The following is a 25,554-nucleotide window of genomic DNA, read 5'->3' as shown; positions in this document are numbered from 1 at the left end:
GTTTATTTCTGGTAAAAAGATTTGGTAGGAACTTCCTTTCTGGCATATTCAAAACGGTCAATAAGTTGGGGCAAGCAATAGCCGTCTAAACCATTTAATGTTACCACATTTCCTTTGTCAAGTTGCAACCAACCATCTTTGTGTTCTAGATTTTCATCAAAAAATAGGTGCTCAATCGAGGCAATAACATGAATGGTATCGTTCTCTTTAATGTAATATTCATTCACATATTTGCAGTACAATTGTACGGGACTTCCTTTTACAAATGGAATTTCAATATCATTTTTATATTCCTCATCCAAAGTTGTTTTGTCAAATTCCGATACGCCCAATTCATAATTTGCCGAGGTGTGATGTGCCGCTGCAATGATGTTTTGGGTCACATGATTTACCGTAAAATAACCAGTTTCTCTAATATTTTTATAGGTATCTCTAGGAACGGTGGTGGGTCGCATGATAAATCCCAAAAGTGCTGGGTTGCTTCCTAGATGCGTAATGCTACTAAAAATGGCAACATTAGATTGTCCATCAATAGATTTTGTGGCTATAAGATTGGCTGATTTATACCCCGTGCAGGAATTAATTAAATTCAAGCGTGGTACTTTTTCCATTTGCGAAATATCATCTCTTGATATGTGTTTCATTTTTTTAGGTTTAATTTTTAACAAATATACTTTTGTTTAATTAAAAATGAAATTTATTAAACAAAAAATATATATTTTTGTCTCCTTTTTCAAAATGGTGTTTGTCATAATGATACTAATTGTGCTTCAAAATTAAATATAACTTCAAAATCCTATATATTTGTTATTCAAATGGTATTTAAAATGAATAAAATTAAAAAAATCGGTCTCGTTTTTCTTTTTCTAACACTGCTTTTGGTGCTACTGGGAGTGGGGTATGCTTTTTATACCAAACCCCAATACGAAGGGCAAATTGCTTTGCAAAATATTAAAAAAGAAACAACGGTTTATTTTGATGAATTTGGGGTGCCCCATATTTATGCCGCTACTTCGCATGATGCCATGGAGGCTTTGGGCTACCTACATGCGCAAGATCGCTTGTGGCAAATGGAGCTCATGCGGCGTATTGCACCGGGACGTTTGTCGGAAATATTTGGTTCGGTGGCTTTAAAAAACGATACTTTTTTTGCAGGTATAGGTATTGAAGAGGCTTCCGCCAAAGCCATTGCTCATTTGGATAAAAACAGTCCTAGTTACCAATTAACAATGGCATATTTAGACGGAATTAATCACTATTTAGACCAAGGGAAAACGCCTATCGAGTTCACTTTGCTGGGAATAAAGAAGGAAAAGTTCACGATAAAAGATGTGTATAATATTTTTGGATACATGTCTTTTAGTTTCGCCATGGCACAAAAATCAGATCCACTATTGACAGATATTCGCAATAAATGGGGAATGGAATACCTAAAGGATTTTGGAATTGACAGCTCTTTTAATACGACTCGAATTAAAAATGCCTCCGAAAATCCCACCGAATATGCCGCCATAGCCAAGTCGGTTGCAGCACTTTTAGACCAATCACCAACTCCTCCTTTTGTGGGAAGCAACAGCTGGGTAATTGCTCCACAAAAGACTAAAAACGGAAAAGTCATTTTTGCAAATGATCCGCATATTGGGTTTTCGCAACCCGGAACTTGGTACGAAGCGCATTTGGTTACCCCTGATTTTGAGTTGTATGGCTGTTATTTGGCAGGAACTCCATTTCCGCTTTTGGGACACAACCGCGAGTATGCGTATGGTTTGACAATGTTCGAAAACGATGATATTGATTTTTATAAAGAACAAAATAATCCCATCAATTCCAATCAATACAAAACGCCAAACGGTTTTAACAACTATGAAACTAGAACCAAAATTATAAAGGTAAAAGACACTTTGGATGTCGTTTTGAAAGTAAAAATAAGTCGGCATGGCCCCGTTATGAATGACTTGATTGCAGGTTTAAAGGGGCAAAATCCGGTAGCGATGTCTTGGATTTATACCCAACAACCTATTCAAATTCTGGATGCGGTTTACACCCTTTCGCATGCTAAAAACAAAGCCGATTTTCACAAAGGTGCGTCCCTTATTGCGGCACCTGGACTGAATGTGATGTATGGCGATGCCAAAGGAAATGTGGCATGGTGGGCAACCGGAAAGTTGTACAAACACCGCAAAGGTGTAAACCCAAACTTTGTATTAGACGGTGCTTCTGGTAAGGATGATATTGCGGAATATTTGCCATTTTCCAAGAATCCTTCGGCGGTGAATCCTGCTTGGAATTATGTTTATTCGGCTAATAATCAGCCGGAAGCGATTGATGGGTTTTTGTATCCAGGCTATTACCTTCCCGAAGATAGAGCCAAAAGAATCAATCAATTGTTGGCGCCAAAATCAAATTGGGATAAGGAATCGGTGAGTAAAATGATTTTTGACAATACCTCGGCCGTTGCGCCTGAAGTGGTTAAAATCTTGATTGGTAGTGTAGAGAATACCACCCTTTCGACCACCGAAAAGGAGGCTGTTGCGGTATTAAAAATCTGGAATGGTTCTCATAATCTGGAAGATGTAGCACCCACAATTTACAACAAATGGATTTATTTGTATTTAAAAAAAACCTTTGAAGACGAATTAGGAACCGATAATTTCAAGCAATTTCTCGGGACGCACATCATGAAACAAATTGTTGCCAAACAAATGGCAAATGAAAGTTCCCTTTGGTGGGATAACACCACCACCAAAAACCAAATAGAAACCAGAAACCAAATTCTCTCACAAGCATTCAAAGAAGGCGTTTTTGCATTAGAAAAACAATTAGGAACTACGGTTTCGGACTGGACTTGGGACAAAGTGCATCATGTAGAACACCAGCATCCGTTGGGAAAAGTGGCATTATTGAAGCCTTTTTTCAACGTGGGACCTTTTCCTGTTTCGGGATCGAATGAGGTGATTAATAATTTGTTTTTTGATTACACTAATGATGGAAATTATCTGGTAAAAGGCGGCCCATCTACCCGAAGAATTATCGATTTTTCGGATATAGAAAACAGTTGGAGCATCCTGCCCACTGGACAATCTGGAAACCCAATGAGTTCGCATTATGATGATCAAGCCAAATTGTACAATACGGGAAAGTTCCGTAAAATGAAATTAAATAAAGCCGAGATTGTTGCAACTTCAACAAAATTGGTTTTTGTACCGCTTGATAATTAGTTGTTTTCAAAGCACTTGCCTTATTGAATTAGTATTTTTGTTTTACTTTTTATAAAAAAAAACAGCATGCAAACACCTCGAAAAATTGCTATTGTAGGTTCAGGATTAGTCGGCTCTTTGTTAGCTATTTATTTGCGCAAAGCAGGGCATCAGGTGCATATTTACGACAGGAGTCCTGATATTAGAAAGATTAATTTTTCAGGACGATCCATCAATTTGGCTATGTCAAATCGCGGTTGGAAAGCATTGGATGGCGTAGGCGTAGGCGATGCTGTTCGGGCTATCGCTATTCCCATGGGGAAACGTGCCATACATCTTGTTGACAAACTTAATTTTCAAAATTACGGACAAGAAGGCGAAAGTATTTATTCGATTTCGAGAGGACTTTTGAACCGAAAAATGATTGATTTAGCCGAAGATGCGGGAGCCGAATTCTTTTTTGAACAAAAAATTTGGGATGTTACGCTCGACGAGGCAACGTTGCACATAGGCGAAACCGAACGTGGGGCTTGGGAAGAAAAAAAATACGATATGGTTTTTGGTGCCGATGGAGCATTTTCTAGAATTAGGCATCGCATGCAGCGACAAAGTATGTTTGATTATTCACAGGAATTTTTACCCATAGGTTACAAAGAATTGAACATTCCTGCCAATGCAGATGGATCACATAAATTAGACAAAAACTCTTTTCATATCTGGCCTCGAGGTGCTTATATGTTAATTGCTTTACCCAATTTAGACGGCAGTTTTACCTGTACCTTATTTATGCCTTTTGAAGGAGAAAACTCGTTTGATTTACTCCAAGAACGAAAAGAAGTTGAAGTTTTTTTTGAGAAAAATTTCCCGGATTCGATTGATGTTATTCCAAAACTTGCCGAAGATTTTTTCAAAAATCCTACGAGCACTTTGGTAACAATGAAATGTTTTCCTTGGACTTTTGAAGATAAAATTGCATTAATTGGCGATGCTTGTCATGCCATTGTGCCGTTTTATGGGCAAGGTATGAATGCTGGTTTTGAAGATATCACCATTTTGAATGAAATGATGGGTAAGTATGGTGACGATTGGAAAATGATTTTTTCCGAATATCAAAAATCGCGTAAACCCAATGCCGATGCGATTGCGGAGCTTTCGTATCGAAATTTTTTGGAAATGAGTTCTAAAACTGCCGATGATCGCTTTTTATTACAGAAAAAAATCGAAAAAGCATTTTCCGATAAATATCCCGAAAAATGGATTCCGCTTTATAGCCGTGTTACCTTTAGTGATCGACCGTATGCGGAGGCGCTTGCTATAGGAGATTTTCAAGATGCCATTATGAAGCAAATTTTAGCCCTTGAAAACATCGAAAATAAATGGGATTCAAAAGAAGTTGAAGACAAGATTTTGGAATTGTTGCAGTAAAAAAATAATTTCAATTTCAATGGCAATTTCAATAACAATGGCAATTTCAATGGCAATTTCAAATATATAATTAAGTATTTTCTTATTTTAAACCATTATTTTTTAATATTTTTATTGCCATTGCAGTTGAATTTTGCCATTCCCCAACTTATCAAAATAATGGTTAGGAGTCCCGCATTTTCGAACCATTTTAATTCCTTGAATTTCAAGTGACCATACCAAGCCAAAGTCATAAACACAATAGACAAAACAAGTAATCCTATTGTAGGTAGCCTTTCATTTTTTTGAATGATTTTTAATTGCTATTTGAAATTGAAATTTCCATTTGCCATTGAAATTGCCATTTGCTATTGAAATTGCATCCTTTATTTTTTAAATATTTTTGACAAAATCCCAAAAACACCTCGAATGAAACTAGCACTTGTAACGACTTTGAGCACTGATTTTCCTACCACGCTGGCGGTACTGGGCTCATTGCTTTGCGGCGTTGCTTCTTGAGTTTGTTCCGCTTGTTCTTGTGCTGCGTTTATTTTTTTGGTAAGCAATTCATAAGCACTTTCTCTATCAATAAGTTCGCTATATTTTTTGACCAATTTCGATTTGGAGTTGATTTCTTGAATCTCACTTTCGGTCAAAATATCCATTCGGCTCATCGGGGTGCGCATCATTGTGGCAGCGAGAGGCGTTGGAATTCCTTTTTCGTTCAATGCCGTTACGAGTGCTTCACCAATGCCTAAACTAGTCAATATTTCATCGGTTTTGTAGTAATCAGAGTTGGGGTAATTGTCTGCAGTTTGCTTAATTGCCTTGCGATCATTGGCTGTAAAAGCTCGCAAAGCATGTTGAATTTTCAATCCCAATTGTGCCAAAACGGCACTCGGAATATCCATTGGGTTTTGAGTAATAAAATAAATGCCAATTCCTTTGGAACGAATGAGCTTGACAATGGTCTCGATTTGTTCTAACAATGCTTTGCTGGCTTCGTTAAAAATCAAATGCGCTTCATCTATAAAAATAACCAATTCAGGTTGATCGGCATCGCCTTTTTCAGGCATTTGTTGGTATATTTCGGCCAAAAGGCTCAACATAAAAGTAGAAAATAATTTAGGTTTGTCTTGAATATCGGTTAACCTAATGATATTGATGTATCCTTTTCCGTTTTCGTCAATGCGCATTAAATCGTCAATTTCAAAAGATTTTTCTCCAAAGAAAAGACCCGCGCCTTGTTGTTCAAGCTCAATGATTTTGCGCAAAATCGTTCCGGTAGTAGCGGTAGAAATTTTACCATAATCAGCGGCAATTTCATCCTTTCCCTCTTCGGTAATATAATTGATGACTTTTTTGATGTCTTTCAAATCCAAAAGTGGCATCTGCTTGTCGTCACAATATTTAAAAATTACCGCAACAACACCCGCTTGCGTATCATTCAAACCCAGAATCCTAGAAAATAGAACAGGTCCAAATTCCGATACAGTAGCCCGAAGCCGAACGCCACTTTGTTCCGACAAGGAGAGCAACTCAACCGGAAAACTGGCGGTGGTATAGGGGATGTTAATTTTGGCATGCCGCTCCGTTATAAAGGGTTTTTCTTCTCCTTCTTTGGCAACACCGCTAAAATCGCCTTTGATGTCCATCATTAGCACAGGAATTCCAAAATTGGATAATTGTTCCGAAAGCACTTGGATGGTTTTAGTTTTTCCAGTTCCAGTCGCACCTGCAATAAGTCCGTGGCGGTTTAGAGTCTTCAATGGGATTTTTACAAACGCATCGATTATTGCTTCGCCGTCAAGCATGGCGCCACCTAATATAATGCTTTCGCCTTTTGAAGTGTACCCTGCAGTTATCTGTTCTATAAAACCTTGTTTTCTGTCCATTTTTCTGAATTTAAATCAACTGCAAGATATTAATTTTTTTCAAATTGGATGCTTTTAACGCTTTATCCTAGAGGTTATTCTTAATATTTAAGTGATAAATTAAAAAAATACACTTTTTAATAGCATCGGTTTTATTGAAATATTCTCTTATAATCCTAAAAAAAAAGCCAGATTCATTAGATTTATGTAGCGAAATGCCGAATTATGTTACATAAACTCCTTAAAAAACGTTGTAGTTGATTATTTCGAATAAAATCATTTGAAATTTTAGGACAAAAAAAATTTTTTTATTTCAACTAAAAATATAAATTTGCTCCTCTACAAGTTTATTATAACAAAAAAAAATTATTTAAAACTATTAAAATTTAAAAAAATGGCAAACGTTAAAAAAGAAAGCAGTTCAAACGGAGGAGGAATGGTTTCAGCAATTATTATTGTATTATGTATTTTTGTTGGTTACTTAATCTGGTCTCAAGTAATGGGTTCTCCTGCGAATTTCGAAGGTGGAGATAATGTGAAAGGACACCCTTTGAATACTTTAGGTATGGTTTATAAAGGAGGATTTATTGTTCCTGTTTTATTAGGAATGTTGTTGATGGTTGTTGTTTTTTCAATCGAAAGATATATTGTAACTGCAAAAGCAGCTGGTAAAGGAAAACTAGATGTTTTTATGAAAAAAGTACAAGGTGATATTAAAGAAGGTAAAATTGACGAAGCTATTGCTGCTTGTGACAAACAACAAGGTTCAGTTGCAAATTCAATCAAATCAGCTTTGATTAAATACCAAGATGTTAAAAAAGAAGGATTCAATAGCGAGGATGCTGCTGAAACTATTCACAAAGAAATCGAAGAGGCAACTTCACTTGAAATGCCAATGTTAGAAAAACACATGACTATTATCTCTACTTTAGTTTCTCTTGGAACTCTTGGAGGATTATTAGGAACAGTATCTGGGATGATTAAAGCGTTTGGTGCTTTGGCTTCTGCTGGAACTCCAGATCAAGCTGCACTTGCAACAGGTATTTCTGAAGCACTTATCAATACTGCAACAGGTATCTCTACTTCGGTATTAGCTATTATCTCTTACAACTTCTTTACTTCTAAAATTGATGATTTGACGTACTCTATCGATGAGGCAGGTACTACAATTGTAAACACTTACAGAAAATTTAGAGGTAGCTTAAAACAATAATTTTTGATAGTTAATATCAAATAATATAAAACAACAATGGCTAAAATAAAAATGAAAAAAAAGTCAACATCGACTGACATGACAGCGATGTGTGACGTAGCTTTTCTATTGCTTACGTTCTTTATTTTGACAGCTACAGCCAAAGTTCCAGAAGTACTGCCTGTGGATACTCCGCAGTCAACGGTACAAACCAAATTACCATCAGCAGACTTGGCAACAATCACGATTGGTAAAATAAAAGGTGCAGGGGCAGACGGTAAGAGTATTATATTTTTTGACCTAAAAGGAAGAGAAGTTCGTAAAAGAACTTTAGAACTTATGGGACAAAAATATGGCGTAGCTTTCTCGGAAGATGATAAAACTAAATTTGCATTAATGGAAAGTTTTGGTGTGCCAATTCAGAGTTTGAAGCAAATTATCGATATGAAAGCGGCTGATAGGTCAAAAGCAGGACAACCTGGTATACCTAAAGATTCTCTTGACAATCAATTGAAAGATTGGATATTCTATGCGAGAACCGCTAATATTGAAATTGATGATAAACAGCTAGAAATTGCTATAAAAGGTGATGCCAAAGAAGAATATCCTGAAATTCATAAAGTAATGGACATGCTTCAAGACCAAAAAATCAACAGCTTTAGTTTGGTTACTGGCTTAAGAGGAAAGAATTTTTAATTAAAAAAGACACACTAAAATGGCTGAATTAAATACTGGCGGCGATGGTGGCGGAAAAGGTGGAAAAGTAAGAAGTAAAAAACAAAACTCAAAGGTAGATTTAACTGCCATGGTGGATTTGGCCTTCTTATTGATTACCTTCTTTATGCTAACTACTACGTTGTCAAAACCTCAATCGATGAATTTAGGTTTGCCGGACAAACAAGATGATCCTACTGAAAAACCAATAAAAGTTGATGAAAACCGAACAATGACTATCTTGTTAGGTGCCAATAACAAATTGATTCGTTACGTTGGTTTATTAGCTACACCAGTAGCTGGCGGCACACCAAAAGATTTTATTTATGGTAAAGCTGGAATTCGTCAAGAATTACTAGCTAGAAAAAAAATGGTACTGGATTATTCGGCAGCAAAAGGAAAACCGAAAGATGGTATGATTGTAATTATTAAACCAGGTAAGAAATCAAATTATCGTAACTTGGTTGATATACTAGATGAAATGGCAATTGTAGATGTTCCTACGTATGCTATTGTAAACGATTTTTCGCCCGAGGAACTAAAATTGTTAGAGGGTAAATAGGATTTCCTACAACCCAATAACCTAATAATTAAGAAAAATGAAATTAGATATATTAAAAAACCAATGGCTTGATATCGTATTCGAAGGACGTAACAAAATTTACGGTGCTTATGAATTAAGAAAATCAAACCGTAAGACCTCTTTTAGAGCACTTATCATTGGTACTATAATTTTTACACTTGCCATTAGTGCACCACTTATTGCGAGTTTAATTCCAGATTCATCAGATAATGAAAATTTGGATGTGAAAATTACTGCTGTTAAACTGCCACCAAAGAAAGAAGAGCCTAAAGAAAATTTACCACCACCTCCACCACCACCACCAAAAGTGGATCAAGTAAAATTTGTGAAACCAGTAGTGGCAAAAGCAGATGAAGTGGTAGAGGAAATTGTTGTTATCAAAGACATCAAGGACAAAAACATCGGGAAAGAAACCATCAAAGGAGATCCTGATGCTGATTTAACTGTTGAACCAGTTGGTACAGGTACTGCCGCAGTAGTAGAAGAGGATACTCAAATTTACAACACTGCTGGTATCGAAGTAAAACCAGAATTCCCAGGAGGGATGGATAAATTCTACAAATTCGTAGGAAATAATTACCAAACTCCCGAAGAAGAAGGTTTGAAAGGAAAAGTCTATGTTACTTTTGTTGTTGAAAAAGATGGTTCATTGACTGATATTAAAGTTTTAAGAGATATTGGTTACGGAACAGGAAAAGAAGCAATACGTGTTTTAAACAAATGCCCAAGATGGAATCCTGGTGAGCAAAATGGTAAAAAAGTAAGGGTATTGTATTCTTTGCCTATTACTATTCAATCAGCGGAATAATGTTGAAGGATTTAATTGAGAATAGTAAGAAGAAATCGCTTAAAGAGCGATTTCTTCTCGTTATAGGGATTTTGTTTTTCCTGATTTATTTGGTTTTAGGATTGATAATCATCTTTTGGAAAAAATTTCCAATCGTAATGCAACCCAATTATAGAATCGCTTTTGGAGTTTTATTAATAGTATATTCGTTTTTGAGGTTTTTAAGATTTTTTAATGCTAATAAATAAATATCATGTTTAAAAAAAGTGCTGTTATTGCGATTTTAGTAGTTGGAATGCTTTTTATAACCTGTAAAGAGTCTACTGAAAATAAAGAAACAATCCTAAAAGGATCGGTATCAATTATTGTCGACGAAACCTTGCTTCCCATTATTCAAGATCAGGTTCAAGTTTTTGAAAGTACCTATGATGCCAAGATTACATTGATCCCTAAATCCGAGTCAGAAGCTCTTAACGCATTGTTTCATGATAAATCTGTTATCGCCATTTTAGCAAGAGATTTGACCAAAGTGGAAAAGGATAATTTTCTACAAAAGAAAATTATCCCCAAAACAACCCTCTTTGCATCAGATGCAATTGCTTTTATATCCAATAAAAGTAGTAATGATACGTTAGTCGCTATAAAGGATGTAGTTTCGTTTATGAATGGCAACCAAAATCAAGCTTTCAAAGGGTTGGTTTTTGACAATCCTAATTCAAGTACAGTTCGCTACATGAATACTTTGGCTGGATTGAAAACGATTCCTTCCAAAGGTGTTTTTTCGCTCAAAACGAATGATGAAGTAATTAAATTTGTCGCTCAAAATAAAGGAATGATAGGGGTAGTAGGTGTCAATTGGCTCTCCCAACCACAACCGGATATGCAACAGTTTGTAGGTCAAGTGGCTGTTATGAGTGTAAAAGGCATGACGAGTACTACGTACCAATCGCCTTCTCAAAACAGCATGGCTGAAGGGACGTATCCTTTGGCACGCGATTTGTATATCATCAATTGTCAAGGTTATTCTGGATTAGGAATGGGGTTTGCTTCTTTTGTTGCAGGTGATATTGGGCAAAGGATAATTTTAAAATCAGGTTTATTGCCTGTACGAGTTCCTAATAGAAAATTGATGATTAGGAATAAAATCAATAATGATAAAAAATAATTAAATAGAGTTAAGATGAATAAATTTAAAATTTTTAGTATTGCTTTATTGGCATCCGTATCAGTGAGTCATGCGCAAGATTTAAACCAAGCCAAAAAAGCTATCGACGCAGAACAATACGAGAAAGCCAAATCGATGTTGAAATCGATAATTCAAGCCAAACCTACTAATGGTGCTGCTTCGTTCTTTTTAGGTAAAGTATATTTAATTCAATCCAATGTAGATTCGGCTAAAATCTATTTCCAAAAAGGATTAACCGGTAGCGAAGGAGCAAAGCTTAATTATATTGGTTTGGGTCAAATTGATCTTGACAATAACAATCTTGCTGCTGCTCAAGCTAATTTTGCTTTGGCTACAAAAGATGCCAAAAAGAAAGATGTAGATGTTCCCAATTATATTGGTAGAGCCTACATGAATACAGTAAAACCAGATTTCAAAACCGCTATTGCAGTGGTCAATAGAGCAGTGATTGACAATCCTCAAGATGCACAACTGTTATTGACTCTTGGTGATGCATATTATGGCGACAACAAACAAAACGAAGCCTATGTTTCGTATCGTAATGCGTTTCAAGCGGATAATACCTTACTTCGTGCCAAAATGCAGTTGGGTGTGTTGCTTAAAGGAGCAAAATCATACGATGAAGCTATAAAAGCGTTCAACGAAGTGATAGCTTTGAATCCTAATTACGGTCCAGTTTACAGAGAGTTGGCCGAAACCTATTATAAATGGGGAAGAAACAAACCTTCTAAATCAGCCGAAAACATGAAAATTGCTATTGGCTTTTATGAAAAATATTTAGACCTCACAGATCATTCCTTGAATTCAAGAATGCGTCATGCTGACTTTCTAGTTTTGGTAAAAGATTATGCCGCTCTAGAAGTTGAAGCCAACAAAATGATTGAATTGGATAAAGTAAATCCAAGAATCTACAGGTATTTGGGTTATTCTGCTTACGAAAATGGTAATGTTGATGTTGCTATTAAATCACTCGAAAGTTTTGTTGCAAATCCAACGAACAAAGTAATTTCTAAAGATTATTTATATCTTGGAGCAGCCAAATTCAAAAAAGGATTAAGTGCCGATGGATTAGCAATGGATCCCACTTTATACAACGAAGGTCTTGATCAATTGAAAAAAGCAATTGCAATGGAACCAACATCTGCCGAAGATTTGAACGAAATTGGTAAGAAAATGTTTGGTCAAAAAATGTACAAAGAAGCTGCAAGCGTTTTTGAATTAGGCATTACTAATCCAGAAGCTAAAAACTATGTAGATGATAATATTTATTTTGGATTGTCAATTTTTTATGCCAATACCAAAAAAGATGTTGTTGCTGACAAAGTGGCCTTGAAAAAAGCAGATACTGCTTTCGAAAATGTGATAAAAGCGTCTCCAGCCTATCAAGATGCTTATTTGTACAGAGCTAGAACGAATGCTTTGCTAGAAAACAATGACGTAATGAAAAAAAATTACGAAGATTATGTTGCCAAAACTACCGAAAAAGGAGCAGAGGAATTAGCAAAACCAGCGGTAAAAAAGAAATTTATCGAATCATATAATAATATCGCTTCTACTTATTTGAATTCAGATAAAGTTAAAGCCAAAGAATTCGTGAATAAATCACTAGAATTAGATCCAGCAGATAAGCGTGCATTAGACTTGCTTGCTTTCTTGAAATAGGATTTTATAAAAATTAATACCAAAAACCGATAGTTTCTTAACTGTCGGTTTTTTTTGTTTCCAGTAACTTTCTTAAACAACCGGAATTGGTACGTGCTGAAAACACTATCTTTGCACTTTTAAATGGAACAAATGTTATCAAAAGAAATACAATTAGAAGTTAATAAAGGCGCTATGTTGCCATTGATGGAGGAGTTTTATACCATTCAAGGAGAAGGATTTCACACTGGGACTGCCGCTTATTTTATTAGAATTGGTGGTTGCGATGTGGGTTGTCATTGGTGCGATGTCAAAGAAAGTTGGAATGCCGAGCTACATCCCCCAACAAGCATTGATTTAATTGTTACCAATGCAAAAACGTATGCCGATACCGTTGTGGTAACTGGTGGCGAACCTTTGATGTGGGATATGACTTTGCTCACGCAAAAGCTTAAAGAACAGGATTTAAAAGTGCATATCGAAACCTCTGGTGCGTATCCGCTTTCTGGAACGTGGGATTGGATTTGTCTTTCGCCAAAGAAAAACAAACTGCCAACACAAACCGTATATGATCATGCGCAGGAGTTGAAAGTGATTATTCACAACAAGCATGACTTTATTTTTGCCGAAGAGCAAGCCGAGCAAGTAACCAAATCTGCTATTTTATTTTTGCAACCAGAATGGAGCAAAAAAGAAGAAATGACTCCTCTAATTGTTGATTATGTCATGAAAAATCCCAAATGGCGCGTTTCCTTGCAAACCCATAAATATTTGAATATTCCTTAATTTTTCAATTTAAGAATACTGTTTTTGTTTCTTTAGATGTAGCTGTTTTAATCCTTATGAAATCACAATTCCTTCTTGATCCTGAAATTACCTATTTAAATCACGGTGCCTTTGGTGCTTGTCCAAAACCTATTTTCCAGAATTATCAATTTTGGCAAATGGAACTCGAGAAAAACCCTACGCAGTTTATTCAAAAAAAAGCTGCTGGGTATTTGAATATTTCCAAAGAGGCTTTGTCAAAATACGTGGGTTGTAATCCCGAAGATTTTTTCTTTGTGCAAAATCCAACAGTCGCTATCAATACCATTATGCGGAGTTTGTGCCTTAAAGCTGGTGATGAAATTTTAGCCACCAATCACGAATATGGTGCCATGGATAAAACTTGGGAATTTTATTGTAGTAAATCGGGAGCTAAATACGTTCGTCAAAACATATCACTTCCAGTGGTTTCGAAAGCGCAATTGTTAACCGAATTTTGGAACGGATATACTACCAAAACCAAGGTTGTTTTTATAAATCACATGTCAAGTTGTACCGCTTTGATTTTTCCTGTAAAGGAAATTTGCGAGAAAGCAAGAGCACTTGGGTTGATTATTATTGTTGATGGAGCCCACGTTCCCGGACACATCGACTTGAATATTAGGGCACTTGATCCTGATTTTTATACGGCCACGACCCATAAATGGATGCTTACCCCCAAAGGAAATTCGTTTTTATACGTAAAAAAAACGTACCAATCCATGCTGGAACCCTTGGTGGTGAGTTGGGGATATCAAAGTCAAGTTCCTAATGCGAATCCGTTTTTAGAATTGCATCAATTGCAAGGCACTCGAGATATTTCTGCTTTTTTGACCGTTCCAACTGCCATTCAATTTCTGGAGGATAACAATTGGTCGCAGCAATCACAGCAAAGCAAGCAGTTAATTTTAGATAATTATCAAGCTTTTTGCGATTTGCTTCAATCGGAACCTATTTGTCCTATTAGTTCGGAGTTTTTAGGGCAAATGTGTAGTATTCCTATTCGTACCCAACAACCTGTGGAGTTAAAAGAACTGCTTTACCAGCACTATAAAATTGAAATTCCCATCATGCAAATTTATGGTGCGACTTATTTGAGGATTTCTATTAATGCCTATAACTCCCAAGCCGATTTAGATAAATTGCGTTTGGCAATTATAGACATTCAAGAAAATACAGATTTGTTGAACTAAAATCCTACCAGCTTTTTTGTTTTTTCAAAGTGGTAATGTGTGCCAAATGGTGGTTTCCATGCCATGCATACGTGCCAATAATTTCTTTGATTTTAAATTCGGCGTTGTATTCTGGATGAATAAATGATTTTTCTAAATCACTTTCTTTTAAGGAGCTCATCAAGAAAGCCAAGCGTTGGTGCAATCCGTCCAATAGTAGTAAAGTAGGAGCAATAGGCATGGTTACGTTATCTTCCAAAGTTGCCCAACGGTCTTCATGATAGTATTTTATAACGGGTTTATCCTCGGTCAACGCCCATTTAATTCGGATGTAGCAATTCATGTGGCTTTCGGCGCAATGATGAATCACTTGGCGAATAGTCCAGCCATTTGGTCGGTACGGCGTGTCGAGTTGTTCATTTGTCAATTGCGCAACTTCGGTTCTTAATCGTTCTGGAAAGGAAGCAATTTCGGCAATTTTTCCAGTAAGATAGTCCGTTGTAAATACGGCTGGCGCACTAAATTTTCCTATTGGATATTGTAATTCTTCTACGGTTAGGTCTTGCATAGCTATAAAGTTTTTGTTTTTTTTTATATAAAAAGTCGAGCCAAATAATCGTAATGTTCGCCTTCAAGCAGCAATTCGCATTGCAATCCATTTGCCAAAGCGGCATTTTGGAGCGTATTGTAATCCAAATACAGCCAAGGAAACGGATTTTCTTTTTCGGATTTATAGGTTATTGTAAAATTTATTTCACCGTAATACCCATTTCCATCAATCCATTTTCCGCCATCCTCATCCTCATCAAACATATAAATAATATCGGAACTGTCAATGAGAATTTGTCCATTTGGAAGCAAAAGTGACTTCAGTTTTTGAATAAATGCAGGTGTTTTATCCAATGTTCCAAATATTCCCGTACCATTCATTAAAAGCAAAATAGTATCGAATTTTTCGTTTTCCAAAGTCATTACATCCTGAACTCTCGCGTTTTTTAGCCCTCGAAGTTGGCAAGCTGCAATAGCATTTTTAGAAATATCGATTGCAGAAACCTCGATATTGCGGTCGTTTTGCAAACTCAAACTATGACTTCCGGCACCACAGCCTACGTCTAGGACTTTGCCTTTGGCAAGTTGCAGTGCTTTTTGTTCCAGTTGCGGCATCTGGTCATAGGTTCGAAATAAATAGGCCACACTCATTTCATCTTCTTCAGAAATGCTGGTTTCAGTAATTAAATCTTCTGGGGCATTGTTGGTTTGAAAATCAAGAATCGCTTTGCCAAAAAGGTCTTTCATTTTTAAAGTATTTGGTTATTTGTGTATTCGAATTGAGTAATTTTGTCCAATCAACTTTAAACTTTAAAATTGAAACAAATTATAGCACAACTTCCTAAAGAAGCCAAAGATAAGCATATCGAAAATAAAAAGTATTTTGATAAGCTGAAAAAAAAGACCCCCAAGAATTTGGACTACATGATGCAAGAGGTGCATGATGCCGAATTTAAGAAAACCAATTGCTTGGATTGTGCTAATTGTTGCAAAACTACTGGCCCCTTGTTTACGGCTGCGGACATTGAGCGGATTTCAAAACATTTGCGCCAGAAACCGCAACAATTTATAACTCAATATTTGCGTATAGATGAAGATCAAGATTATGTTTTGCAAAGCGTGCCTTGTGCTTTTCTAGATACAGATAATACCTGTTTTATTTATGATGTACGTCCTAAAGCGTGTCGCGAATTTCCACATACGGACAGGAAAAAGTTCATTCAAATTACGGATTTAACGCTTAAAAACACGGCCATTTGTCCCGCAGCTTTTAATATTGTGGAAGCTATAAAAAAGAAATTGCCTTTGTAAAATAGGGTGTTTCTAGAAATGCTCCCAAAAAAAACTTCCTTCTTTCAAAGCCAAAACTTTGCGTATCTTTGTCTTTAAATCCAAAGGAACACAACTTGAATCTAGAATATTTCATTGCCAAAAGACTGATTACTGCCAAAGATTATAAAAGCAGTATTTCGGCACCAATTATTAAAATTGCCATTTCGGCAATCGCTATCGGGATGATTATGATGATTGTTTCGGTTGCTACAGGAATTGGTTTGCAACAAAAAATCCGTGAAAAAATTTCGGCTTTCAATGGGAATATCATTATTTCTAATTACGACAACAACCAATCCGAAGTTACGCTAACGCCAATTTCAAAAAAACAAGAATTTTATCCCAAATTCAACTCCGTTGCTGGAATTAGTCATGTTCATGCCATTGCGAGCAAAGCGGGAATCATACGAACCGAAACCGCATTTGAAGGAATAATTTTCAAAGGCGTTGGTACGGATTATCAATGGAATAATATCAAGGATTATTTGGTTTCAGGAAAGTTACCCAATTTGTCTGGCACAATTAACCCAGAAGTAATTATTTCTGAATTTCTAGCCAACCGATTGAATTTGAAAGTGGGTGATTCCTTCAATACTTTTTTTATCAAAGAATCTCAAAATCAGTTGCCCAATATCCGAAGGTTCAAAATAACGGGTATTTTTAATTCTGGATTCCAAGAATTTGACGCCAGTTATATCATTGGCGACATTCGGCACATACAGCGTATCAATAAATGGTCACCAGATCAAGTGGGTGCTTTCGAGGTTTTTGTGACTGATTTTAATGCCATCAAAGCGACGGGCGACAAAGTATACGAGCAAACGTCATCCACATTAGATTCTAAAACTATCATCGAAAAATACAGCTATATATTCGACTGGTTGCAACTTTTTGATTTCAATATTATCGTTATTTTAGTCGTTATGATTCTAGTTGCCACCATCAATATGGTTGTAGCTTTGCTGGTATTAATTCTAGAACGTACTCAAATGATTGGGATTTTGAAAGCATTGGGCGCTACAAATTGGTCTGTCCGAAAAATATTTTTATACAACGCGTTTTATCTCATAGTAAGAGGTTTGTTTTGGGGAAATCTAATAGGAATTTCGGCATTGTTAATCCAAAAATACTTTGGAGTCATCAAACTCAATCCCGAAAATTACTACGTCAACCAAGCACCAGTTGATATTAACTTATTTTATATTTTACTGTTAAATGTGCTTACAGTAAGCGTGTGTTTTTTGGTCTTGTTAATTCCGTCCTATATTATTACCAAAATATCGCCTGTAAAAGCCATTAGGTTCGATTAAAAGCTGCCGCCAAAAGTGGTATTTGTGTCGATTGGTATTAAAAAGGAACGAATGTTAGTGGTGTTGTATTTTGGAATCAATAATTTTAGTGCCATAACCAGTATGTTTTTTGAATAATAAGGAGTTAAAATTCATTTTCACAAAGAAATCTTTTTTTGTTACATAATATTAAATTTATTTTTTGCTTGATTTAAAATAAGTTATACATTTGCATAGCATTAATTAAAAATAAAGAATACACGATGTCAACTAACCGTTTTTATTTTAGCAACTCTTTTTATTTCTTCTTTAAGAAATAAAGGATTGTGCTATGGTTATTTGAAAAACAACAAACAAATAAAACTACTATACAATCCTGATGAAAATCAGGATTTTTTTTTGAGTATATGAGAACAAAAATTGCGATACAAGGTATAAAAGGATCATTTCACCATCAAGTGGCACAGGATTATTTCTATCAAAATATAGAGGTAGATGAATGTTTGTCATTTGAGGAATTGGTTGATAGCGTTTTGTCTGGAAAATCGGATCAAGCAGTCATGGCGATTGAGAATTCTATTGCAGGGCCAATTATCCCGAATTATGCTTTGATAGACAAGAACAATTTACACATTATAGGCGAACATTATTTAGATATTCATCAAAATTTGATGGCGTTAAGAGGTCAAAAAATCGAGGATATTCAGGAAGTACATTCCCATCCAATGGCGTTATTGCAATGTATGGAGTTTTTGAAAAAATACCCAAACATAAAATTAGTTGAAGATAAAGATACAGCCGAAACCGCACGACGAATTCACGAAAAACAACTCAAAGGAGTTGCAGCAATTGCCAGTAAAACGGCTTCGGAAATGTATGATTTAGAAATTTTGGCTCCCGAAATTCAAACCATCAATAACAATATGACTCGTTTTGTGATTATAAACAAAGAGAAAGTAGTTGTTGAAGAAGAGCAAATAAACCGAGCTTCACTCAAATTCGAATTGGATCACAAACGAGGAAGTTTAGCAGCAGTTTTGAATGTAATGAGCGACTGTAAATTGAATTTAACCAAAATTCAGTCCTTGCCAAAAATAGAAACACCTTGGAAATATTCGTTTTTTGTGGACGTCACTTTCGATAAATATGAAGATTATGCCAAGGCCAAAGTATTAATGACTATTATGGCGGAATACTTCAAAGTGTTAGGAGAATATAAAAATACAAAGCCATCATAATTAGTCGAAAGTTATAAAGTCGAAAGGTCGAAAGAATTTAAAATAAAGTAATGATTACAACAGCAAAACGTCTGGATATAGTGGAAGAATACTATTTCTCTTCAAAATTGAGAGAAGTACGACAATTGGCTTCCGAAGGGAAACCCATTATTAATATGGGAATTGGAAGTCCAGATTTAAAGCCTTCACAAGCGGTTATTGAGGCTGTAGCTTTGGCAATGCAAGATGAAAATGCACACCAATATCAAAGCTATCAAGGATTACCAGAATTAAGAACTGGAATGGCTGATTTCTATCAGAATAATTATGGAGTTGCCTTGAATCCAGCTAATGAAATTCTTCCTTTGATGGGTTCCAAAGAGGGAATTATGCATATTTCATTGGCCTTTTTGAACGAAGGCGATCAAGTTTTGATTCCAAATCCAGGATATCCTACTTATTCTTCGGTGACAAATTTAGTCGGAGCAGTACCAGTTTATTATGATTTAGTAGAAGCAAATAATTGGGAACCTGATTTTGAAGCTCTAGAAAAATTAGATTTATCTAAAGTGAAAATCATGTGGATGGGTTATCCGCACATGCCAACAGGAGCGAGAGGATGTTTAGAATTGTTCGAAAAGTTGGTGGCTTTCGCCAGAAAGCACAACATTTTATTAATCAATGACAACCCATACAGTTTTGTTTTGAATGATAAACCCATGAGTTTGTTGCAAGTGGAAGGCGCAAAAGAAGTAGCATTAGAGTTAAATTCCTTGTCAAAAACCTTCAATATGGCGGGTTGGAGAGTTGGAATGGTTTTAGGAAATGCGGCTTGTATTGATGCCGTTTTGAAAGTAAAAAGCAATATGGATAGCGGAATGTTCTTCGGGATTCAAAAAGGAGCCATTGCAGCTTTGAAAAGTGATAAATCTTGGTTCGATTCGATGAATGCTATCTATAAACGAAGAAGAATTTTAACGGAACAATTAGCCGAAAAGCTAGGTTGTAAAGTGTATAAGGAAGGAGTTGGATTGTTTGTTTGGGCAAAATTGCCTGACGGAATCACATCATCAGAGGATTTTATTGATAAAATTTTATACGAGAAATCGATTTTCATCACACCAGGAACCATTTTTGGCAGTAATGGCGAAGGATACATCCGATTTGCATTGTGTGTAAAAGAAGAAAAAGTACAAGAAGCGATAGATAGATTTGCAATTGGCTTTTAGCTTTTATCGGTTGGCAAATTGTCAACTATTAAAAGCCAAAAGCCAAAAGCCAAAAGCAAAATAAAATGAATATACACGTAATAGGAATAGGATTAATAGGCGGTTCGATGGTTTTGGACATCAAATCGCTACATCCAGATGCGACTATTTATGGAATCGATACTAACGAAAGTCATTTGGCGGAAGCCATTGCTCTTGGAGTAATTGATAAAGCGGCAACATTCGAGGATTTGGCAGATGCCGATTTTGTAATTGTTTCCGTTCCTGTGGATGTGGCGCTGATGGTTTTGCCAAAAGTTTTGGATGCCATTGGAGAAAACACCATCGTTTTTGAAGTAGGTTCGACTAAAACACCTATTTGCGAAGCGGTAGCGAATCATCCCAAAAGAAGAAATTATATTGCCACACATCCTATTGCGGGAACGGAATTTTCAGGACCTTCGGCAGCGATAAAAGGGTTGTTTCAAGGGAAAACGAATATCATTTGTGAGGTGGAAAAAACTACTTTCAAACTACAAGAAAAAGCCTTGGAATTGTTCAAAAGTTTGGGAATGCGAATCCGATATATGGATCCCAAATCGCATGACAAACACATTGCTTATGTATCGCATTTGTCGCATATAAGTGCATTTATGCTGGGAAAAACGGTAATAAATAAAGAGAAAGACGAGCAAGATATTTTTGACATGGCGGGTTCTGGTTTTGAAAGTACGGTGCGTTTGGCCAAAAGTTCGCCAGCAATGTGGACACCGATTTTTAAACAGAATAAAAAGCAAGTCGTAAAAACTTTGGAAGAATACATTTCCAATTTATCCCATTTCAAAGCGTTGTTGGAGAAGGACGATTACGAGGCGATTTACAACGAAATGCGAAGCGTGAATAGGATAAAAGAAATACTAAACGGAATGAAGAAGTAGTCAATTGCAATTGCAATAAAAGCAATTGCAATTACAAAAAGAAAGAACAACACATAATAATACAATAAAAAATTAAATTTAGAAAAGATGGAAAACAAAAAAGAAATGAGAAATTGGTTGAACGAATTCAATTTGACTCATCCATTTGTAATAGCAGGCCCATGTAGTGCTGAAACAGAAGAACAAGTTTTGAAAATTGCTCATGAATTGAAAGATTCTGATGTAAGTGTTTTTAGAGCGGGAATTTGGAAACCAAGAACACGTCCAGGAGGATTTGAAGGTGTTGGAGAAATTGGTTTGAAATGGTTGAAAAAAGCCAAAGCTGAAACTGGTTTGCTAATGGGAACCGAGGTTGCCACGGCTGCACATTGTAAATTGGCTTTAGAGGCTGATATTGATGTTTTATGGGTAGGTGCTCGTACGACTGCAAATCCATTTGCGGTTCAAGAAATTGCCGATACATTAGCAGGAACGGATAAAATTGTATTGATCAAAAATCCAGTAAATCCAGATATGGCTTTGTGGCTAGGTGGTGTAGAACGTTTGTATGCTGCTGGAATCAAAAAATTAGGCGTAATTCACAGAGGTTTTTCTACGTACGAAAAAACAAAATACCGTAACATTCCAGAATGGCAAATTGCTATCGAATTGCAAAATAAATTCCCTGATTTGCCTTTAATCATTGATCCATCACACATTACAGGAAACCGTGATATGATTCTTGAAGTGACGCAAGAAGCCTTGGATTTGAATTATGACGGTATGATTATCGAAACGCACAATGATCCAGACAATGCTTGGAGCGATGCGGCACAGCAAGTAACGCCAGATGCTTTGAAACAAATTTTCAAAGATTTGAAAGTAAGAAAAGTGAGTGGTGATACCGCTGATTTTGAACAAAAAATGACAAAATTAAGAGCGAATATCGATATTTTGGATGCTAATTTGCTAGAGCTTTTAGGAAAACGTATGAAGGTTGCAGACGAAATAGGTCAAGTAAAAAAAGACAATAACGTAGCAGTTTTACAAAACAACCGTTGGAATGAAATTCAAGAAAAAATGATTGCCGAAGGAAGTAAAAAAGGATTGACAGAAGAATTTATTGTTAAATTGTTCAAAGAAATTCACCAAGAAAGTATTGGACATCAAGAAAAAATCTTGAACGCTTAATCAATATTCTATTTAAAATGAATCTCCATAATTTTTTAATTGTGGGGATTTTATTATGAAATTAATTTGATTTTTAACAATGATTATACTAGATTTGGAATCAAATTTAAAATCAAAAAAAAATGAAAAAAATTGTTACAGTAATTGCTTTGCTTTTAGTAGGAATCATAGCAAACGCCCAAGTTGATGTAATTACAAAACACAGTGGCGAAATTGTGAAAGGGAAAGTTGTAAAACTAGAGGAGTTTACTATTGTTTTTAAGTATGATGGTGAAGATGCCGAAAATACTATTAGCAAATATGCAGTTGAAAAAATTGTATATGGAAAAAGTGGTAGAGTGGAAGAAGTAACCGAAAAAATTGTAGTAGCTACTGAAGATGATTGGGAAAAAGTGGTTATTTTGGAAGACAAAGCTTATATAGCAGGTTTAAAAAAAGGAGAAGAAGTAAGAGGGAAAACTGGTTTGATAAATTTTCAAACAGGTAACACAGGAGATAAAAAAGCAGAAAAAAAATTAAAAATGGCTGCGGCAGCAATTGGTTGCCCATTTATTTTATTGACTGCTGATAAAACTACGGTTGGAGCCAATTCGAACCAATTAGGAGGCGTTCAAGCCATAAAAAAAGGAGTTTCTTATAAATACTAATTTCTTAAAGATATTTGACAAGAAAAATATTGAAATCATAGAATGAATTCAGTTTTTTTAAAATCCCAAGACGTATCGTTTTGGGATTTTGTTTTTTTATGGAATTTTCAAAAACTTTAAACTTTAAAGCTAAAACAAAGTTTTATCTTTGCAAAAGGTTTTGGATTAATCTGAAATCGTTAATCTACAATCAAAAATCCTCTATGACAGGACTCGTTTATAAATCTACAGGAAGTTGGTACACCGTAAAATCCCAAGAGGGTCATTTTATTGAATGCCGCATGAAGGGAAAATTCCGAATCAAAGGCATCAAAAGCACCAACCCAATTGCGGTGGGAGATATAGTAGATTATGAACTCGAAGAAACATCCGATACTGTAACGGGAACTATTCATAACATTCACGAACGCAAGAATTATATTGTTAGGAAATCCGTGAATCTCTCGCATCAAATGCACATTATTGCTTCCAATATTGATTGCGTTTTCCTGTTGGTCACCATCAATAATCCGCCAACGACTTTTAATTTTATTGATCGATTCTTGGTCACTGCCGAAGCGTATGGCATAGAAACCATTTTGGTTTTTAATAAAATAGATACTTTTGATGATGCTACTCTCGATGAGCAATTGTATATGCAACATGTGTATCAAGAAATTGGGTACCAATGTTTGCGAGTTTCGGCAGCAACAGGCAAAGGAGTTGAAGAGTTAAAACAATTAATGATTGGCAAAGTAACGATGTTTTCGGGGCATTCTGGTGTAGGGAAATCGACTTTGGTCAACGCCATGGAACCGACTTTGCACCTTAAAACCAAAACCATTTCCGAGGCCAGCAAGCAAGGACAACACACCACGACTTTTGCCGAAATGTATGATTTGAGTTTTGATGCTCGAATAATTGATACACCAGGCATTAAAGGTTTTGGGATTGTCGATATGGAGAAGGAAGAAATCAGTGGTTATTTTCCAGAATTTTTTAAGCTAAAAGACCAATGCAAATTCAATAATTGCCTGCACAAAGAAGAACCACATTGTGCTATTAAAGCGGCTTTGGAAAAAGATGAAATTGCTTGGTCACGCTACAACAGTTACCTTAAAATCCTCGAAGGTGATGACGAAAATTATCGTGTCGATTCATTCGACGAAGATCGAAAAGCCAGTGATGAAACGAGGAAGTAGTTTTGATTCTTTTAATTTCTTATATTGCAATTAAATTTTGATTATAATTAAAAATTACTGTCAGCAAAATGATAACATATATAAAAATAGATGGTTTTAAATCCTTTCATAATTTTGAAATGGAATTTACGCCTTTTACAGTAATTGCAGGAGCAAATGCTTCTGGCAAAAGCAATTTATTTGATGCTTTAACATTACTTTCAAGATTAGCAGAAACAGATAATTTAAAGCGTGCATTTAGTGAACAAAGAGGAGAGTTTATTGAATTATTTACTCAATACGGTGATGATAATTATGCAACTGAAATTGAGTTTGTTGTTGAAATGTTGGTAAATAAAGACATTAAAGATGCATGGGGAAATGATACAAAACTTAAATATACTAGATTAAGATATGAATTATCAATTAAACGAATTATTAATTCATCTGGTATTCAGGATTTAACAGTCTCAAAGGAGAATTTATTTAAGTTAAATCATCAGGAGGATGTTTGGGTTTCTGGTATAATTCCCAAAAAAACATTAGAGTATTGGAGACCAAAAGTTGGAACTGGTAAAAGAGGAATTCCTTATATTGAAACTGTATACGATAATAATTTAGCGACTATTCAAGTGCCTCAAGACGGAACTACTGGAAATAAAAGAAGATTTCCATTAAGTAATGCAACCAGAACTGTTTTAAGTAGTTTCGATACAATAGATTTTCCTCACGTTTTTGCAGCAAAAGAAGAAATGAAAAGTTGGAAATTTTTGCAGTTAAATCCTGAAGATTTAAGACAAGCAACTAATAAAAATAACGGAGAAGATACGATTTCTATTAGTGGTAAAAATTTAGCAGCAGCATTATTTAGGATAAAACAAACAGATAAATACTTACTCAAAGAGATTTCAAGAAAATTAAATACTTTTTTACCCAATTTTACAGAAGTAGATGTTATTGATGATAATGAGAATAAGCAATATTTAATTAAGCTAAAAGACGTTGATAAGAAAGAGTTTTCTTCCAGAGTATTGTCTGAAGGTACTTTAAGAATTTTGGCTTTATGCATATTAGAGTTTGATGAAAAACATACTGGTTTACTTTGTTTTGAAGAGCCAGAAAATGGGATTCATCCTTTTAGAATAAAAGCGATGACGGAATTATTAAAGGATTTAAGCGTAGATTTTAATGAAATAGAAATTCCTTTGCGTCAAGTTATTGTTAATACACATTCTCCTGTTTTAGTTGGTAATATGGAAGTGTGGAAGTATGATAAAAATGTTAGTATTTGGTATGCACAAATGCGAACTTCTGTTGCTGATTCAAATGGTTTTAGATTAAAATTAAATTCAACAAAGATTAGTCCTGTAATTAAAGATAATGCATTGCAGCAATTGAGTTTAGTATTCTCTGAACAAGATAGGAAGTTAACATTGTCTATTGTGAATGATTATTTAAAAACAGCACAATTTGAAGATTCAATTATTTAA

Annotated in this window: 24 protein-coding genes; 19 read left to right on the top strand and 5 right to left on the bottom strand. The window is 35.4% G+C overall.

The window, feature by feature from the left end; genetic code table 11:
* Positions 1-2 precede the first annotated feature (2 nt).
* Positions 3-644, bottom strand: coding sequence for a flavin reductase family protein (locus FNW21_RS03315; RefSeq protein WP_144255307.1), 642 nt, complete (start codon positions 642-644; stop codon positions 3-5).
* 183 nt (positions 645-827) lie between these two features.
* On the opposite strand from FNW21_RS03315, the gene FNW21_RS03310 reads away from it, so the two are divergent.
* On the top strand, positions 828-3,218 hold the full coding sequence (locus FNW21_RS03310; RefSeq protein ID WP_144255306.1) for a penicillin acylase family protein: 2,391 nt from the start codon (positions 828-830) through the stop codon (positions 3,216-3,218).
* 66 nt (positions 3,219-3,284) lie between these two features.
* The gene (locus tag FNW21_RS03305; RefSeq protein ID WP_144255305.1) at positions 3,285-4,622 is read left to right on the top strand and encodes an FAD-dependent oxidoreductase; all 1,338 of its coding nucleotides are present in this window, start codon (positions 3,285-3,287) and stop codon (positions 4,620-4,622) included.
* 95 nt (positions 4,623-4,717) lie between these two features.
* On the opposite strand, the gene FNW21_RS03300 is transcribed toward FNW21_RS03305, so the two are convergent.
* Together FNW21_RS03300 and FNW21_RS03295 are read right to left on the bottom strand one after the other, a co-directional pair.
* On the bottom strand, positions 4,718-4,885 hold the full coding sequence (locus FNW21_RS03300; protein WP_262710608.1) for a DMT family protein: 168 nt from the start codon (positions 4,883-4,885) through the stop codon (positions 4,718-4,720).
* 102 nt (positions 4,886-4,987) lie between these two features.
* Complete coding sequence (locus tag FNW21_RS03295; protein WP_144255304.1) at positions 4,988-6,496, bottom strand: helicase HerA-like domain-containing protein; 1,509 nt, start codon at positions 6,494-6,496, stop codon at positions 4,988-4,990.
* Between the two features lie 373 nt (positions 6,497-6,869).
* Here FNW21_RS03295 and FNW21_RS03290 point away from each other — a divergent pair, with 373 nt between their 5' ends.
* The 8 genes from FNW21_RS03290 to FNW21_RS03250 all read left to right on the top strand — a co-directional run bounded on the left by FNW21_RS03290 (position 6,870) and on the right by FNW21_RS03250 (position 14,575).
* Positions 6,870-7,688, top strand: a complete 819-nt coding sequence (locus FNW21_RS03290) for a MotA/TolQ/ExbB proton channel family protein (RefSeq protein WP_144255303.1) — start codon at positions 6,870-6,872, stop codon at positions 7,686-7,688.
* 36 nt (positions 7,689-7,724) lie between these two features.
* Entirely contained in the window at positions 7,725-8,363 is a 639-nt protein-coding gene (locus tag FNW21_RS03285; protein WP_144255302.1) for an ExbD/TolR family protein, read from the top strand.
* A gap of 19 nt (positions 8,364-8,382) precedes the next feature.
* Positions 8,383-8,943 (top strand): ExbD/TolR family protein, encoded by a 561-nt coding sequence (locus FNW21_RS03280; RefSeq protein ID WP_144255301.1) that lies wholly within the window; start codon positions 8,383-8,385, stop codon positions 8,941-8,943.
* 37 nt (positions 8,944-8,980) lie between these two features.
* Positions 8,981-9,772 carry an energy transducer TonB gene (locus FNW21_RS03275; protein ID WP_144255300.1) on the top strand — a complete coding sequence of 264 codons (792 nt, stop codon included), beginning with the start codon at positions 8,981-8,983 and terminating at the stop codon, positions 9,770-9,772.
* Between the two features lie 232 nt (positions 9,773-10,004).
* Positions 10,005-10,916 (top strand): PstS family phosphate ABC transporter substrate-binding protein, encoded by a 912-nt coding sequence (locus FNW21_RS03265; RefSeq protein ID WP_144255298.1) that lies wholly within the window; start codon positions 10,005-10,007, stop codon positions 10,914-10,916.
* A 15-nt stretch (positions 10,917-10,931) separates the two neighbouring features.
* A complete protein-coding gene (locus tag FNW21_RS03260) occupies positions 10,932-12,599 on the top strand; it encodes a tetratricopeptide repeat protein (RefSeq protein WP_144255297.1) in 1,668 nt (555 codons plus the stop codon).
* A 132-nt stretch (positions 12,600-12,731) separates the two neighbouring features.
* Entirely contained in the window at positions 12,732-13,364 is a 633-nt protein-coding gene (locus FNW21_RS03255; RefSeq protein ID WP_144255296.1) for a 7-carboxy-7-deazaguanine synthase QueE, read from the top strand.
* A 56-nt stretch (positions 13,365-13,420) separates the two neighbouring features.
* Positions 13,421-14,575, top strand: a complete 1,155-nt coding sequence (locus FNW21_RS03250) for an aminotransferase class V-fold PLP-dependent enzyme (protein WP_144255295.1) — start codon at positions 13,421-13,423, stop codon at positions 14,573-14,575.
* A gap of 4 nt (positions 14,576-14,579) precedes the next feature.
* Here the strand turns inward: FNW21_RS03250 and FNW21_RS03245 are convergent, their stop codons facing one another.
* The gene (locus tag FNW21_RS03245; protein ID WP_144255294.1) at positions 14,580-15,122 is read right to left on the bottom strand and encodes a YfiT family bacillithiol transferase; all 543 of its coding nucleotides are present in this window, start codon (positions 15,120-15,122) and stop codon (positions 14,580-14,582) included.
* Positions 15,123-15,145: 23 nt separating this feature from the next.
* Positions 15,146-15,850, bottom strand: coding sequence for a class I SAM-dependent methyltransferase (locus tag FNW21_RS03240; protein WP_144255293.1), 705 nt, complete (start codon positions 15,848-15,850; stop codon positions 15,146-15,148).
* Between the two features lie 69 nt (positions 15,851-15,919).
* Between FNW21_RS03240 and FNW21_RS03235 the strand changes: the two genes are divergently transcribed.
* The 9 genes from FNW21_RS03235 to FNW21_RS03195 all read left to right on the top strand — a co-directional run bounded on the left by FNW21_RS03235 (position 15,920) and on the right by FNW21_RS03195 (position 25,554).
* Positions 15,920-16,414 carry a YkgJ family cysteine cluster protein gene (locus FNW21_RS03235; protein WP_144255292.1) on the top strand — a complete coding sequence of 165 codons (495 nt, stop codon included), beginning with the start codon at positions 15,920-15,922 and terminating at the stop codon, positions 16,412-16,414.
* A gap of 95 nt (positions 16,415-16,509) precedes the next feature.
* On the top strand, positions 16,510-17,745 hold the full coding sequence (locus FNW21_RS03230) for an ABC transporter permease (RefSeq protein WP_144255424.1): 1,236 nt from the start codon (positions 16,510-16,512) through the stop codon (positions 17,743-17,745).
* Positions 17,746-18,131: 386 nt separating this feature from the next.
* Positions 18,132-18,962 (top strand): prephenate dehydratase, encoded by an 831-nt coding sequence (locus tag FNW21_RS03225; protein WP_144255291.1) that lies wholly within the window; start codon positions 18,132-18,134, stop codon positions 18,960-18,962.
* Between the two features lie 50 nt (positions 18,963-19,012).
* A complete protein-coding gene (locus tag FNW21_RS03220) occupies positions 19,013-20,170 on the top strand; it encodes a pyridoxal phosphate-dependent aminotransferase (RefSeq protein WP_144255290.1) in 1,158 nt (385 codons plus the stop codon).
* Between the two features lie 65 nt (positions 20,171-20,235).
* On the top strand, positions 20,236-21,087 hold the full coding sequence (locus tag FNW21_RS03215) for a prephenate dehydrogenase (RefSeq protein WP_144255289.1): 852 nt from the start codon (positions 20,236-20,238) through the stop codon (positions 21,085-21,087).
* A gap of 87 nt (positions 21,088-21,174) precedes the next feature.
* The gene (locus FNW21_RS03210) at positions 21,175-22,257 is read left to right on the top strand and encodes a bifunctional 3-deoxy-7-phosphoheptulonate synthase/chorismate mutase type II (RefSeq protein WP_144255288.1); all 1,083 of its coding nucleotides are present in this window, start codon (positions 21,175-21,177) and stop codon (positions 22,255-22,257) included.
* Positions 22,258-22,379: 122 nt separating this feature from the next.
* Positions 22,380-22,904, top strand: a complete 525-nt coding sequence (locus FNW21_RS03205) for a hypothetical protein (protein ID WP_144255287.1) — start codon at positions 22,380-22,382, stop codon at positions 22,902-22,904.
* A gap of 203 nt (positions 22,905-23,107) precedes the next feature.
* Complete coding sequence (rsgA, locus tag FNW21_RS03200) at positions 23,108-24,085, top strand: ribosome small subunit-dependent GTPase A (RefSeq protein ID WP_144255286.1); 978 nt, start codon at positions 23,108-23,110, stop codon at positions 24,083-24,085.
* Between the two features lie 68 nt (positions 24,086-24,153).
* Complete coding sequence (locus FNW21_RS03195) at positions 24,154-25,554, top strand: AAA family ATPase (RefSeq protein ID WP_144255285.1); 1,401 nt, start codon at positions 24,154-24,156, stop codon at positions 25,552-25,554.

The organism is Flavobacterium restrictum (assembly GCF_007097245.1).
Taxonomy (GTDB): domain Bacteria; phylum Bacteroidota; class Bacteroidia; order Flavobacteriales; family Flavobacteriaceae; genus Flavobacterium; species Flavobacterium restrictum.
The sequence above is the reverse complement of the archived record's forward strand: the minus strand, read 5'-3'. Positions and strand labels throughout refer to the sequence as shown.

What these genes read in the sequence shown, in the direction of transcription:
- FNW21_RS03315 (WP_144255307.1), bottom strand. Translation starts at nt 644, where the DNA reads ATGAAACACATATCAAGAGATGATATTTCGCAAATGGAAAAAGTACCA.
- FNW21_RS03310 (WP_144255306.1), top strand. Translation starts at nt 828, where the DNA reads ATGAATAAAATTAAAAAAATCGGTCTCGTTTTTCTTTTTCTAACACTG.
- FNW21_RS03305 (WP_144255305.1), top strand. Translation starts at nt 3,285, where the DNA reads ATGCAAACACCTCGAAAAATTGCTATTGTAGGTTCAGGATTAGTCGGC.
- FNW21_RS03295 (WP_144255304.1), bottom strand. Translation starts at nt 6,496, where the DNA reads ATGGACAGAAAACAAGGTTTTATAGAACAGATAACTGCAGGGTACACT.
- FNW21_RS03290 (WP_144255303.1), top strand. Translation starts at nt 6,870, where the DNA reads ATGGCAAACGTTAAAAAAGAAAGCAGTTCAAACGGAGGAGGAATGGTT.
- FNW21_RS03285 (WP_144255302.1), top strand. Translation starts at nt 7,725, where the DNA reads ATGGCTAAAATAAAAATGAAAAAAAAGTCAACATCGACTGACATGACA.
- FNW21_RS03280 (WP_144255301.1), top strand. Translation starts at nt 8,383, where the DNA reads ATGGCTGAATTAAATACTGGCGGCGATGGTGGCGGAAAAGGTGGAAAA.
- FNW21_RS03275 (WP_144255300.1), top strand. Translation starts at nt 8,981, where the DNA reads ATGAAATTAGATATATTAAAAAACCAATGGCTTGATATCGTATTCGAA.
- FNW21_RS03265 (WP_144255298.1), top strand. Translation starts at nt 10,005, where the DNA reads ATGTTTAAAAAAAGTGCTGTTATTGCGATTTTAGTAGTTGGAATGCTT.
- FNW21_RS03260 (WP_144255297.1), top strand. Translation starts at nt 10,932, where the DNA reads ATGAATAAATTTAAAATTTTTAGTATTGCTTTATTGGCATCCGTATCA.
- FNW21_RS03255 (WP_144255296.1), top strand. Translation starts at nt 12,732, where the DNA reads ATGTTATCAAAAGAAATACAATTAGAAGTTAATAAAGGCGCTATGTTG.
- FNW21_RS03250 (WP_144255295.1), top strand. Translation starts at nt 13,421, where the DNA reads ATGAAATCACAATTCCTTCTTGATCCTGAAATTACCTATTTAAATCAC.
- FNW21_RS03245 (WP_144255294.1), bottom strand. Translation starts at nt 15,122, where the DNA reads ATGCAAGACCTAACCGTAGAAGAATTACAATATCCAATAGGAAAATTT.
- FNW21_RS03240 (WP_144255293.1), bottom strand. Translation starts at nt 15,850, where the DNA reads ATGAAAGACCTTTTTGGCAAAGCGATTCTTGATTTTCAAACCAACAAT.
- FNW21_RS03225 (WP_144255291.1), top strand. Translation starts at nt 18,132, where the DNA reads ATGAGAACAAAAATTGCGATACAAGGTATAAAAGGATCATTTCACCAT.
- FNW21_RS03220 (WP_144255290.1), top strand. Translation starts at nt 19,013, where the DNA reads ATGATTACAACAGCAAAACGTCTGGATATAGTGGAAGAATACTATTTC.
- FNW21_RS03215 (WP_144255289.1), top strand. Translation starts at nt 20,236, where the DNA reads ATGAATATACACGTAATAGGAATAGGATTAATAGGCGGTTCGATGGTT.
- FNW21_RS03210 (WP_144255288.1), top strand. Translation starts at nt 21,175, where the DNA reads ATGGAAAACAAAAAAGAAATGAGAAATTGGTTGAACGAATTCAATTTG.
- FNW21_RS03205 (WP_144255287.1), top strand. Translation starts at nt 22,380, where the DNA reads ATGAAAAAAATTGTTACAGTAATTGCTTTGCTTTTAGTAGGAATCATA.
- rsgA (WP_144255286.1), top strand. Translation starts at nt 23,108, where the DNA reads ATGACAGGACTCGTTTATAAATCTACAGGAAGTTGGTACACCGTAAAA.
- FNW21_RS03195 (WP_144255285.1), top strand. Translation starts at nt 24,154, where the DNA reads ATGATAACATATATAAAAATAGATGGTTTTAAATCCTTTCATAATTTT.